At 63.0% G+C, this 12,790-nt stretch carries 12 protein-coding genes; 6 read left to right on the top strand and 6 right to left on the bottom strand.

What is annotated here, in order from left to right; genetic code table 11:
• Window positions 1-47: 47 nt before the first annotated feature.
• The 4 genes from U5A08_RS27370 to U5A08_RS27355 form a co-directional block, all read right to left on the bottom strand.
• Window positions 48-524: a thioesterase family protein gene (locus tag U5A08_RS27370; protein ID WP_321849317.1), complete on the bottom strand. Its 477-nt coding sequence runs from the start codon at window positions 522-524 to the stop codon at window positions 48-50.
• Window positions 525-537: 13 nt separating this feature from the next.
• Window positions 538-1,503 (bottom strand): L-carnitine dehydrogenase, encoded by a 966-nt coding sequence (locus U5A08_RS27365; RefSeq protein ID WP_321849316.1) that lies wholly within the window; start codon window positions 1,501-1,503, stop codon window positions 538-540.
• Window positions 1,504-1,588: 85 nt separating this feature from the next.
• Window positions 1,589-2,476, bottom strand: coding sequence for a 3-dehydrocarnitine:acetyl-CoA trimethylamine transferase CdhC (gene cdhC / locus U5A08_RS27360; RefSeq protein ID WP_253399806.1), 888 nt, complete (start codon window positions 2,474-2,476; stop codon window positions 1,589-1,591).
• Window positions 2,477-2,564: 88 nt separating this feature from the next.
• The gene (locus tag U5A08_RS27355; RefSeq protein WP_321849315.1) at window positions 2,565-3,509 is read right to left on the bottom strand and encodes a choline ABC transporter substrate-binding protein; all 945 of its coding nucleotides are present in this window, start codon (window positions 3,507-3,509) and stop codon (window positions 2,565-2,567) included.
• Window positions 3,510-3,702: 193 nt separating this feature from the next.
• Here U5A08_RS27355 and U5A08_RS27350 point away from each other — a divergent pair, with 193 nt between their 5' ends.
• Complete coding sequence (locus U5A08_RS27350) at window positions 3,703-4,647, top strand: GlxA family transcriptional regulator (protein ID WP_321849314.1); 945 nt, start codon at window positions 3,703-3,705, stop codon at window positions 4,645-4,647.
• Between the two features lie 75 nt (window positions 4,648-4,722).
• Here U5A08_RS27350 and U5A08_RS27345 read toward each other — a convergent pair whose 3' ends face one another.
• Both U5A08_RS27345 and U5A08_RS27340 read right to left on the bottom strand, forming a co-directional pair.
• Window positions 4,723-5,139, bottom strand: coding sequence for a DUF3010 family protein (locus U5A08_RS27345; protein ID WP_321849312.1), 417 nt, complete (start codon window positions 5,137-5,139; stop codon window positions 4,723-4,725).
• 41 nt (window positions 5,140-5,180) lie between these two features.
• The gene (locus U5A08_RS27340) at window positions 5,181-5,582 is read right to left on the bottom strand and encodes a lysozyme inhibitor LprI family protein (RefSeq protein ID WP_247403253.1); all 402 of its coding nucleotides are present in this window, start codon (window positions 5,580-5,582) and stop codon (window positions 5,181-5,183) included.
• 219 nt (window positions 5,583-5,801) lie between these two features.
• Between U5A08_RS27340 and U5A08_RS27335 the strand changes: the two genes are divergently transcribed.
• The 5 genes from U5A08_RS27335 (at window position 5,802) to etfA (ending at window position 12,775) form a co-directional block, all read left to right on the top strand.
• Window positions 5,802-6,779 (top strand): dipeptidase, encoded by a 978-nt coding sequence (locus U5A08_RS27335; RefSeq protein ID WP_017849539.1) that lies wholly within the window; start codon window positions 5,802-5,804, stop codon window positions 6,777-6,779.
• 51 nt (window positions 6,780-6,830) lie between these two features.
• Complete coding sequence (locus tag U5A08_RS27330) at window positions 6,831-7,361, top strand: DUF5943 domain-containing protein (RefSeq protein ID WP_027606002.1); 531 nt, start codon at window positions 6,831-6,833, stop codon at window positions 7,359-7,361.
• A gap of 16 nt (window positions 7,362-7,377) precedes the next feature.
• Window positions 7,378-9,438, top strand: coding sequence for a dimethylglycine demethylation protein DgcA (gene dgcA / locus U5A08_RS27325; protein ID WP_177029888.1), 2,061 nt, complete (start codon window positions 7,378-7,380; stop codon window positions 9,436-9,438).
• A 173-nt stretch (window positions 9,439-9,611) separates the two neighbouring features.
• Window positions 9,612-11,555, top strand: a complete 1,944-nt coding sequence (dgcB, locus tag U5A08_RS27320; protein WP_321849302.1) for a dimethylglycine demethylation protein DgcB — start codon at window positions 9,612-9,614, stop codon at window positions 11,553-11,555.
• The gene (gene etfA, locus U5A08_RS27315) at window positions 11,555-12,775 is read left to right on the top strand and encodes an electron transfer flavoprotein subunit alpha (RefSeq protein ID WP_321849300.1); all 1,221 of its coding nucleotides are present in this window, start codon (window positions 11,555-11,557) and stop codon (window positions 12,773-12,775) included. The genes dgcB and etfA overlap by 1 nt, the downstream gene beginning before the upstream one ends.
• Window positions 12,776-12,790: the final 15 nt, after the last annotated feature.

The raw sequence follows: 12,790 nt of genomic DNA, 5'->3' as shown, positions 1-12,790 counted from the left end.
GTACGCAAATCGATAACAGCGGCGGTGGTTTTCGGGGTGGCTCCTGATTATTTCCTGGCTGGCAATCCAATCACTCGGCCGAGGAGGGCGGGGCGCGGCAGTTCGGCTTGTTCGGCGCCGATGGCCGCGAGTGTTGCCAAGGTCTTCGCGCTGAACGGGGTGGCGTGCGGCCCGGCGAGATCGACGTGCAGCAGCATCTGTTCGTTGCCGGCCAGCTCGTGTGCTTCGCCGACCCGATGCAGGCTGTGGTAGAGATGCAGGCGCTTGGCGTCATGGTTGATGAGTTGGGTACGCACCTCGACCTCGGCGCCGAGTTTCACTTCGTGCAGGTAGTTCAGGTGCAGCTCCAGGGTGAACAGCGAGTGGCCGCTGGCGGCGCGGTTTTCGCTGTCCAGGCCCAGGGTGTCCATCAGCGCGTCGGTGGCGTAGCTGAAGATCAGCAGGTAGAACGCGTCGCGCAGGTGGCCGTTGTAGTCCACCCAGTCGGGGTGGACCTGTGTGGTGTAGGTGGTCAGTGCGGGCATGCTGGGGTTTCCCTTATTCGGCGAAGGTCATGCCGTGCTTGGCTTTGGTGGTCTTCACCGCTTCCAGTACCGCCAGCAGGCAATCATCACGATAGCGCTCCAGCGCCGAAATGCTGTGTTGGCCCAACTGAGCGCTGGTGCCGTCGACCACATCGTCGATCAACTTGTCGGTCAGTTCCGGTGCCGGCAGGTAGGTCCACGGCAACTGCAACGCCGGGCCGAACTGCGCCATGAAGTGGCGCATCCCGGCATCGCCGCCGGCCAGGGTGTAGGTCAGGAACGTACCCATGAACGACCAGCGCAAGCCGGCACCAAAACGGATCGCGTCATCGATCTCGCCGGTGGTGGCGACGCCATCGTTGACCAGGTGCAGCGCCTCACGCCACAAGGCTTCGAGCAGGCGGTCGGCGATAAAGCCGGGGACTTCCTTGCGCACATGCAGCGGGCGCATGCCCAGGGATTGATACACCTTGATCGCCGCCTGGATCGCCTCGGGCGCGGTGTTTTTGCCGCCCACCACTTCCACCAGCGGCAGCAGGTACACCGGGTTGAACGGGTGGCCGACCACGCAGCGCTCCGGGTGCGTCGAGCCCTCGTAGAATTCGCTGGGCAACAGGCCCGAGGTGCTCGAACCGATCAGGGCATTGGGCTTGGCCGCCGCGCTGATTTTGCCGTGCAACTCCAGTTTCAGCTCCAGGCGTTCCGGGGCGCTTTCCTGGATGAAGTCGGCGTCTTTCACGCAGGCTTCGATGGTGCTGACAAAACGCAGGCGCTGCTGGGATGCGCCGGGGGCCAGGCCGTGTTTCTCCAGGGCGCCCCAGGCATTGGCGACGCGTTGGCGCAGCGCGGCTTCGGCGCCGGGCGCCGGGTCCCAGGCCACCACATCGAGGCCGTGGGCGAGGGCGCGGGACACCCAACCGCTGCCGATCACACCGCTGCCGAGGGCAGCGAAGGTTTTGATATCTGTAATAAAACGCATGGCGACATTCCTGAATAATGGGGTGAACCCCTGTGGGAGGGGGCAAGCCCCTCCCTCAGGTTTTGATCCGGTTTGGGTCGGGGGGTTAGCCGCGTTTTTTGAGGCCCATTTTTATGCGCCCTTCGGCTGGGGTCATGACCCGCGCGCCCAGGCGGCTGAGGATTTCACTGGCGCGTTCCACCAGTTGACCGTTGGTGGCCAGCACGCCCTTGTCCAGCCACAGGTTGTCTTCCAGGCCGACCCGCACGTTGCCGCCCAGCAGCACCGCCTGCGCCGCCATCGGCATTTGCATGCGGCCGATGCCGAAGCCGGCCCACACCGCGTCGGCGGGCAGGTTGTCGACCATGGCTTTCATGGTGGTGGTGTCGGCCGGCGCGCCCCACGGGATGCCCAGGCACAGTTGGAACAGCGGGTCGTCGAGCAGGCCTTCCTTGATCATCTGCTTGGCGAACCACAAGTGGCCGGTGTCGAAGATTTCCAGCTCGGCCTTGACGCCAAGTTCCTGGATACGTTTGGCGCCGGCCCGCAGTTGCGCCGGGGTCGACACGTAAATGGTGTCGCCATCGCCGAAGTTCAGCGTGCCGCAGTCCAGCGTGCAGATTTCCGGCAGCAGCGCTTCCACATGGGCCAGGCGGGTCAGCGGGCCGACCAGGTCGGTGTTGGGGCCGAATGCCATCGGGTTTTCGCCGCCGCCGATCTCCAGGTCGCCGCCCATGCCAGCGGTGAGGTTGACGATGATGTCGACGTCGGCCTCACGGATGCGCTCCATCACTTCGCGGTACAAGGCGACGTCGCGGCTGAACTTGCCGGTCTCGGGGTTGCGCACATGGCAATGCACCACGGTGGCGCCGGCCTTGGCGGCTTCCACGGCGGCGGCGGCGATTTGTTTGGGGGTGACCGGCACATGGGGGCTTCTGGCGCTTGTGTCGCCAGCACCGGTGAGTGCGCAGGTGATGATGACGTCATGGTTCATCGGGGAGGTTCCTTACAGGCGTGTGATTTCAAGGCGTAGGGCGCCGTTCGCGGTCAGGGACGACCGCGAAACGGTGAGTCAAATACAGTTATTTGCCGGTCAGTTGCAGGTTGGCGGCGGCCGGTTTGCCGTCGAAGGTGGTCACGCCTTCGAGCCAGCGCTGCTGGTCTTGCGGGTGGTCCTTGAGCCACTGCTTGGCGGACTCGAATGCGTCCTTGTGATCCAGCAACGGCTGCATCATTCGGCTCTCGTCGGCGGCGGTGAAGGTCAGGTTGGTCAGCAGCTTGTGGACGTTGGGGCACTGCTCGGCGTAGGTCGGCGAGGTGACGCTCCACACGGTGGCCATGCCTTCGTTCGGGCCCAGGGCGTCTTCGCTGCCGGTGAGGTAGGTCATCGCGATGTTGACGTTCATCGGGTGCGGCGCCCAGCCGAAGAACACCACGGCTTCCTTGCGACGCACCGCGCGGTCGACGGCGGCGAGCATGCCGGCTTCGCTGGACTCCACCAGCTGGAATTTGCCCAGGCCGAACTGGTTCTTGGCGATCATCGCCTTGATCTGGGTGTTGGCGCCCGAGCCTGGCTCGATACCGTAGAGCTTGCCGCCCAGTTCTTTCTCGAACTTGGCGATGTCGGCGAAGGTTTTCAGGCCTTTGTCCGCCAGATAAGTCGGCACCGCCAGCGTGGCGCGTGCGTCTTCCAGGCTCGGTTTGTCGAGGACCTTGACCTGCTTGGCGTCGACGAACGGCGCGATGGTCTGGGTCATCAGCGGGTTCCAGTAGCCGAGGAACAGGTCCAGGCGCTGGTCGCGGATACCGGCGAAGATGATTTGCTGGGACGCGCTGGTTTGTTTGGTCTTGTAGCCGAGGCCGTCGAGCAACACTTGGGTCATGGCGCTGGTGGCGATCACGTCGGTCCAGTTCACCACGCCCATGCGCACGTTCTGGCAGGAGGGCGCGTCGGCCGCGAGGACGCTGGTGCTCAAGATGGCGCTGGCGCTGAATGCGAGCACGCAGCGGCTGATCAGTCGGTTCATGGTGGTTCCCTCGGCAGGTCGTTATTGTGGGGGCCGGCGTCTTTATGCGCCGTGCGATCACGTTACGCAGCTTGAGGGGCGACAAAACGCACGGCGGCGACCGGCTCTTGCACTGCAGCGACCTGTGCTCTTGAATGGGCCGTTGAACTGGCGTATCACAGTGACCACGCTGCCGGTCCTACGAGAGCGCACCATGTCCCAGGATTTCTACTTTCTGCTGATGCCGGGGTTCTCGGCCATCGGCTTTATCTCTGCGCTCGAACCGCTGCGGGTGGCCAACCGCTTTCGTGGCGAGTTGTACCGCTGGCATGTATTGAGCGCCGATGGCGGCGCGGTGCTGGCGAGCAATGGCATGTCGGTCAACGCCGACGCGGCGCTGGAGCCGCTGAAAAAGGGCGCAACGCTGATGGTGGTCGCCGGTTTCGAACCGCTCAAATTCGCCACCCCGGCCCTCGAACACTGGCTGCGCCGCCTCGACTATGACGGCGTGACCCTTGGCGCCATCGACACCGGCGCCTGCATCCTGGCCGAAGCCGGGCTGCTCGACGGTCACCGTCTGACCCTGCACTGGGAAGCCATCGACGCGTTCAAGGAAGCGTATCCACAGCTGACGGTGACCCAGGAACTCTTCGAGATCGACCGCCGCCGCATCACCTGCGCCGGCGGCACCGCCTCCATCGACCTGATGCTCGACCTGATCAGCCAGGCCCATGGGCCCGAGTTGGCGATCCAGGTTTCCGAACAATTCGTGCTCGGGCGCATCCGCCCACGCAAAGACCACCAGCGCATGCAGATCGTCACGCGTTACGGCATCAACAACAAGAAGTTGGTGCAGGTGATCGGCGAGATGGAACAACACACCGAGCCGCCGCTGAGCACCCTGGCCCTGGCCGAGGCGATCAAAGTGACGCGACGCCAATTGGAGCGGCCGTTTCGCCTGCATCTGAACGACACACCGAGCAACTTCTACCTCGGCCTGCGCCTGGAAAAAGCCCGGCAACTGCTGCGCCAGAGCGACATGAGCGTGCTGGAGGTGAGCCTTGCCTGCGGGTTTGAGTCGCCGTCGTATTTCACCCGCCGTTATCGGGCGCGGTTTGCCAAGTGTCCGCGGGAGGATCGGCGACGGGAGGTGGTGTGAACGTAGGTCCTACACGCGACAACGATCAAATGTGGGAGGGGGCTTGCCCCCTCCCACAGTAAATTGTCGGTGTGCTTATTTTTTTACCAGGGCCGAACACGCTGCCTTGAAGGCTTCATGTTGGTATTTGTTCAGCGTCGTCGGCAGATCAAAGTTGTGCTTCTTGTTCTGCGCATTGAGGGTCTGCGGCGACAGCAGCGTCACTTCAACACCGTCGAGCAACTGAAACACCCCTTCAATCTTGAACGTGGTCGGGCCACCGGCGAATTCGCCTTTTTTGCTGCGCTTCTTGATGGCGATGCGTTCGATGGCGTTGTCCCGCACGAACGCCTTCACCTGGGCCGCGAAGGCTTTGACGTTGGCTGCTTCATCGTCGTCTTCAAGGGCGATTTTCTTGGTGGCCAGGGCAATGTGGGTCAGTGTCTGGTCGTCCAGGGAGGCAACGGCGAAGATGGCTTCGCTGCCTTTGATTTCGATGCCGCAGGTTTTCATGAATGGCCTTGGTTCAGATTGAAAGTGGCAAGGATTGTCGCCTATTCCTGCCCGATCGACTCCAAAAACTCCGACCGTTCATCACTCATCCGCGCCAGGCAATCGTTCAGCTCGATCGCATAAGGTTTGGTGCCGGTCACCGCCGGGAAGGTGTCCACTGCGCAATCGGCGTCGCGCAATTTTTCCCACTTCTGCTGGGCATCCTTCAGACGAGCGGTAATGTCCGCCAGTTGCGTCTTGTTGCTGCCATAGGTCGAACCCATGCGCTCCAACAGCCCTTGATAGTTATCCTTGAGCAGTTGTTCGGCGGTGGTTTTGTTGTAGGTGGCGCATTCCAGGGTTTGCTTGTCGTTTTCGATGCCATCGCACGGCGTGCTGTCGGTGTCTTCGGCCGCGTGGACGCCGGTTGCGATGAGTGCCAAAGCCAGGAAAATTGATTTCATTGCGCCGTCTCATATCGGTTGATACGCGAATTCTGGCCCAAGCGTAAGACAAAGAACAGCCGTCAGACAGACCTGTCATAGCGACCTTCGTCGCGGATTGACGCTTTCGGCAATTCCCCTGTCGTTTTTGCACCCGGTCCGCTCGGCCCCTCGGCATATGCTGACCCCAAAGCGCCGGCAGACGATTCGGCGCACGAATCGCCAATAAGGGGACGCCTGATGAGCCCAGCGCAATTACACGCCGACAGCATCGTTATCGACGGGCTGATCATTGCCAAGTGGAACCGCGAGCTGTTCGAGGACATGCGCAAAGGCGGCCTGACCGCTGCCAACTGCACCGTGTCGGTGTGGGAAGGGTTCCAGGCCACGATCAATAACATCGTCGCCAGCCAGACCCTGATCCGCGAGAACAGCGACCTGGTGATCCCGGTGAAAACCACCGCCGACATCCGCAAAGCCAAGGAACAGGGCAAGACCGGCATCATCTTCGGCTTCCAGAATGCCCATGCGTTTGAAGACCAACTCGGCTACGTCGAGATCTTCAAGCAGCTCGGCGTCGGTGTGGTGCAGATGTGCTACAACACCCAGAACCTGGTCGGTACCGGTTGCTACGAACGCGATGGCGGGCTGTCGGGCTTCGGTCGTGAGATCGTCGGCGAGATGAACCGCGTCGGCATCATGTGCGACCTGTCCCACGTCGGCTCCAAGACCAGCGAAGAGGTCATCCTCGAATCGAAAAAACCGGTGTGCTACTCCCACTGCCTGCCTTCCGGGCTCAAGGAGCACCCGCGCAACAAGTCCGATGAAGAGCTGAAGTTCATTGCCGACCACGGCGGTTTTGTCGGCGTGACCATGTTCGCGCCGTTCCTCGCCAAGGGCATCGATTCGACCATCGACGACTATGCCGAAGCCATCGAATACACCATGAACATCGTCGGCGAAGACGCCATCGGCATCGGCACCGATTTCACCCAGGGCCATGGCCAGGATTTCTTCGAGATGCTGACCCATGACAAGGGCTACGCCCGCCGCCTGACCAGCTTCGGCAAGATCATCAACCCCCTGGGCATCCGCACCGTGGGCGAGTTTCCCAACCTCACCGAGACTCTGCTCAAGCGCGGCCACAGCGAACGCGTGGTGCGCAAGATCATGGGCGAGAACTGGGTCAACGTCTTGAAGGACGTGTGGGGCGAATAAGCCAAACACCCACGGGCAACACCACTACGAATTTTCTGGAGTTAAGTTTCCATGGCCAAGATCGCCCCGCAATTGCCTATCGAAGTCGACAGCGAAACCGGTGTCTGGACCTCCGACGCCCTGCCAATGCTGTACGTACCGCGCCATTTCTTCGTCAACAACCACATGGGCATCGAAGAAGTCCTCGGTGCCGAGGCCTACGCCGAGATCCTCTACAAGGCCGGCTACAAATCCGCCTGGCACTGGTGTGAAAAAGAAGCCGAATGCCACGGCCTCGAAGGTGTGGCGGTGTTCGAACATTACATGAAGCGCCTGTCGCAACGCGGCTGGGGCCTGTTCAAGATCCAGGACATCGACCTCGACAAAGGCACCGCCAGCGTCAAGCTCGAGCACTCGGCGTTCGTCTACGTGTACGGCAAGGTCGGGCGCAAGGTCGACTACATGTTCACCGGTTGGTTTGCCGGCGCCATGGACCAGATTCTGCAAGCACGCGGCAGCCAGATTCGCACCGTGGCCGAACAAGTCTACGGCGGCTCCGAAGAGGGCCACGACGACGGCCTGTTCACCGTCAAGCCGTTGTAAGTCGAGGAACCCTGCCATGGCTTTCGAAGCAATGTTCGCGCCGATCCAGATCGGCAAACTGACCATCCGCAACCGCGTGCTCAGTACCGCCCACGCCGAGGTGTATGCCACCGACGGCGGCATGACCACCGACCGCTATGTGAAGTACTACGAAGAGAAAGCCAAGGGCGGGATCGGCCTGGCCATCTGCGGCGGGTCTTCCAGCGTGGCGATCGACAGCCCGCAAGGCTGGTGGAAATCGGTGAACCTGGCCGACGACCGGATCATCCCGCACTTCCAGAACCTGGCCGATGCCATGCACAAGCATGGCGCCAAGATCATGATCCAGATTACCCACATGGGCCGCCGCTCGCGCTGGGACGGCGAGCATTGGCCGACCCTGCTGTCGCCCTCGGGCATCCGCGAGCCGGTACACCGTGCGACCTGCAAGACCATCGAGCCGGAAGAAATCTGGCGCGTGATCGGCAACTACGCCAGCGCGGCAGCGCGTGCGAAAGCCGGTGGTCTGGACGGCGTGGAACTGTCGGCGGTGCACCAGCACATGATCGACCAGTTCTGGAGCCCGCGCGTCAACAAGCGCACCGACGAATGGGGCGGCAGCTTTGAAAACCGCATGCGTTTCGGCCTGGAAGTGCTCAAGGCGGTGCGTGCCGAGGTAGGCCCGGACTTCTGCGTCGGTATCCGCCTGTGCGGCGATGAATTCCACCCGGATGGTTTGTCCCACGAGGACATGAAGCAGATCGCCAAGTACTACGACGACACCGGCATGCTCGACTTTATCGGCGTGGTCGGCTCGGGTTGCGATACGCACAACACCCTGGCCAACGTCATCCCGAACATGAGTTATCCACCGGAGCCGTTCCTGCATTTGGCGGCCGGGATCAAGGAAGTGGTCAAGGCCCCGGTGCTGCACGCGCAGAACATCAAGGACCCGAACCAGGCCACGCGCATCCTCGAAGGCGGCTATGTGGACATGGTCGGCATGACCCGCGCCCACATCGCCGACCCGCACCTGATCGCCAAGATCAAGATGGGCCAGATCGACCAGATCAAGCAGTGCGTCGGCGCCAACTATTGCATCGACCGCCAGTACCAGGGCCTGGATGTGCTGTGCATCCAGAACGCCGCGACCTCCCGTGAATACATGGGCGTGCCGCACATCATCGAGAAATCCACCGGGCCCAAGCGCAAGGTGGTGGTGGTCGGTGCCGGTCCCGCCGGGATGGAAGCCGCGCGCGTTGCTGCTGAACGTGGCCACGACGTGACCCTGTTCGAGAAAAAAGCCTTTATCGGCGGGCAAATCACCACCGCGTCCAAAGCCCCGCAGCGCGATCAGATCGCCGGGATCACCCGCTGGTTCCAACTGGAACTGGCGCGCTTGAACGTCGACCTGCGCCTGGGCGTGGCGGCGGACGCGGCGACCATCCTCGACCTGCGCCCGGACGTAGTGGTGCTGGCGGTGGGCGGGCATCCGTTCCTGGAACAGAACGAACACTGGGGCGCGGCCGAAGGCCTGGTGGTCAGCAGTTGGGACGTGCTCGACGGCAAAGTCGCGCCGGGCAAGAACGTGCTGGTCTACGACACCATCTGCGAATTCACCGGCATGTCGGTGGCGGACTTCCTCGCGGACAAGGGCAGCCAGGTCGAGATCGTCACCGACGACATCAAGCCGGGCGTGGCCATCGGCGGTACGTCGTTCCCGACCTACTACCGCAGCATGTACCCCAAGGAAGTGATCATGACCGGCGACATGATGCTGGAAAAGGTCTACCGCGAAGGCGACAAGCTGGTGGCGGTGCTGGAGAACGAATACACCGGCGCCAAAGAGGAGCGGGTGGTCGATCAGGTGGTCGTCGAGAACGGCGTGCGCCCGGATGAAGAGATCTACTACGCCCTCAAGCCCGGCTCGCGCAACAAGGGCCAGATGGACATCGAAGCGCTGTTCGCGATCAAGCCGCAACCGTGCCTGAGCGAAGCGGGCGAGGGCTATTTGCTGTTCCGCATCGGTGACTGTGTGGCGCAGCGCAATACCCACGCTGCGATCTATGACGCCCTGCGCTTGTGCAAGGATTTCTGACCCGACACCGAACCAATGTGGACTCGGTCAAAAATGTGGGAGGGGGCTTGCCCCCGATAGCGGTGGGTCAGCTACAGCTGTATCAACTGACAGTCCGCCATCGGGGGCAAGCCCCCTCCCACATTTAGGGCCCGGTTTCACAGTAGATCCGTGTGGTCTGTGGGAGCTTCACCATGTTGAATACTCTTCTTCCGATTCTGCTGTTTGCGGCGCTGGGCCTTGCTGTTCTGGGCGCACTGCGGCGGGCAGCCATGTGGCGCCGTGGGCGGGCGTCGAAGGTCGACTTGATCAAAGGCCTGCTGGCCATGCCCAAGCGCTACATGGTCGACCTGCACCACGTGGTCGCCCGCGATAAATACATCGCCAACACCCACGTCGCCACGGCGCTGGGTTTTGTGCTGTCGGCGCTGCTGGCGATTCTGGTGCATGGGTTCGGCCTGCATAACCGCATCCTCGGTTATGCGCTGTTGCTGGCGTCGGTGCTGATGTTTGTCGGCGCCACGTTTGTGTATCTGCGTCGGCGCAACCCTCCAGCGCGCCTGTCGAAAGGCCCGTGGATGCGTCTGCCGAAAAGCCTGATGGCGTTCGCAGTGAGCTTCTTCCTGGTGACCTTGCCGGTGGCCGGGATTCTGCCGGCGGACTTCGGCGGTTGGTTGCTGGCCGCGTTGCTGAGCGTGGGCGTGCTGTGGGGCGTGTCGGAAATGTTCTTCGGCATGACCTGGGGCGGGCCGATGAAGCACGCCTTCGCCGGTGCCTTGCACCTGGCCTGGCACCGCCGCGCCGAGCGCTTCGGCGGTGGCCGTTCCACCGGCTTGAAGCCGTTGGACCTGAACGATAAAAGCGCGCCCCTGGGTGTGGAAAAGCCCAAGGATTTCACCTGGAACCAATTGCTCGGCTTCGACGCCTGCGTGCAGTGCGGCAAGTGCGAAGCCGCCTGCCCGGCGTTCGCCGCCGGCCAGCCGCTGAACCCGAAAAAGCTGATTCAGGACATGGTCGTCGGCCTGGCCGGCGGCACCGATGCCAAGTTCGCCGGCAGCCCGTATCCTGGAAAACCGATCGGCGAACACAGCGGCAACCCGCACCAGCCAATCGTCAACGGCCTGGTGGACGCCGACACCTTGTGGTCCTGCACCACCTGCCGCGCCTGCGTGGAAGAGTGCCCGATGATGATCGAGCACGTGGACGCCATCGTCGACATGCGCCGCCACCTCACCCTGGAAAAAGGCGCCACGCCGAACAAGGGCGCCGAAGTCCTCGAAAACCTGATCGCTACCGACAACCCCGGCGGCTTCGCACCGGGCGGTCGGCTGAACTGGGCGGCGGATTTGAACCTGCCGTTGCTCAGCGAAAAGGGCAGTTGCGAGGTACTGTTCTGGGTCGGCGACGGCGCCTTCGACATGCGCAACCAACGCACCCTGCGCGCCTTCGTCAAAGTGCTGAAAGCGGCCAAGGTCGACTTCGCCGTGCTCGGCCTGGAAGAACGCGACAGCGGCGACGTCGCCCGGCGTTTGGGCGATGAAGCGACCTTCCAACTGCTGGCCACGCGCAATATCCAGACCCTGGCCAAGTACAGCTTCACGCGCATCGTGACCTGCGACCCGCACAGTTTCCATGTGCTGAAAAACGAATACGGCGCCTTCAACGGTGACTATGTCGTACAGCACCACAGCACCTTCATGGCCGAGCTGATCGGCGACGGCGCGTTGAACCTGGGCCAGCACAAAGGCAACAGCGTGACCTATCACGACCCGTGCTACCTGGGCCGCTACAACGGCGAATACGAGGCGCCGCGCCAAGTGCTGCGTGCATTGGGTATCGAGATCAAGGAAATGCAGCGCTCGGGCTTCCGTTCACGCTGCTGTGGCGGCGGCGGTGGCGCGCCGATCACCGACATTCCCGGTAAGCAACGTATCCCCGATATGCGCATGGACGACATCCGCGAAACCGGCGCCGAGCTGGTGGCCGTGGGCTGCCCGCAATGCACCGCGATGCTCGAAGGCGTGGTCGAACCGCGTCCACTGATCAAAGACATCGCCGAGCTGGTGGCCGACGCGTTGCTCGACGACGCCGCGCCTGCCAAATCACCGATCAAACGTGAACCCGCGGAGGTGCACTGATGAGCGACATTATCCGCCGCGACCCACGCGCCGAATGGATCGCCCGTAACCGCCTGCACCCGCTGCATGCGGCGATGCAGCCAGTGCAACACAGCTGGATGGGGCCAAACGGCGTCATCCGCAAAAACGTCCACGGTGTCGGTTTTATCGGCCCCAACGGCATCAAACGCATCGACCGCAGCGGCGCCCAACAAGGCGGCGCGGCGAAGCGCACGGCGGCAGTGGACGTGCAGTTGCCGCTGCATCAGGTGGCGGCACCTGCGTTCTACATCAACGTGGTGCCGGACATGGTCGGCGGTCGCCTGAGCAGCCACGACCGTGACCTGCTCGGCCTGGCCCGGCAACTCGCCGGCAGTGACGGTGCGGTGCTGGCGGTGGTGTTTGGTGAACACAAAGAAACCGCGTTTGCCACGGCCGGTGTCGACCGCCTGCTGGTGCTGGAAGGTCACGCCTTCGACGGTTATTCACCGGAGCAACGCGTGCAGGGCCTGCGGGCTGTGGATAACCAGTTCAACCCGCGCCATTGGTTGCTGCCGGACAGCCGCAGCGGTGGCGGCGAACTCGGTCGGCGTTTTGCCGCCAGCCTCAACGAGCGCCCGGCCACGCGGGTCTGGCAGATCAAGGACGAGCAGTGCATCGGCCGTGCCGGTGCCGGTCAGCAAGATTTGGCGCGGCCGCTGCCGCGCCTGATCCTGGCCGCCGCCGAATGCGCCGATCCGGTCAGCGAGACCCGTCATGAAGTACTGCCCGTAGAGTTATCCACAACCCTGGCGCGGCGCCTGCCGCGCATCGAAGACCTCGGCGCGGTGGCGGTGGACCCGGCGGCGATTCCGATGGCTGAAGCCGAGTTTATTGTCTCCGGCGGCAACGGCGTGAAGGACTGGGCGCTGTTCCACCAGGCCGCCGCCGCCCTCGGCGCCACCGAAGGCGCCTCGCGGGTCGCGGTGGACGATGGCTTCATGGCGCGTGATCGCCAGGTCGGCGCCAGCGGCACCTGGGTCACGGCGCGGGTGTATGTGGCGGTCGGTATCTCCGGGGCGATCCAGCACCTGCAAGGCATCGGCGCCTGCGACAAGGTGGTGGCGATCAACCTCGACCCTGGCTGCGACATGATCAAGCGTGCCGACCTGTCGGTGATCGGCGACAGCGCCGCGATTCTGCAAGCCTTGATCGCTGCGGTCGAGGCCTTCCGCAACGGCGCCAAGCGCGATGCGGCTTAAGCAAAGGATAGGGTC

The sequence above is a fragment of the Pseudomonas paraveronii genome (genome assembly GCF_963681955.1).
Taxonomy (GTDB): Bacteria; Pseudomonadota; Gammaproteobacteria; order Pseudomonadales; family Pseudomonadaceae; genus Aquipseudomonas; species Aquipseudomonas paraveronii.
The sequence above is the reverse complement of the archived record's forward strand: the minus strand, read 5'-3'. Positions and strand labels throughout refer to the sequence as shown.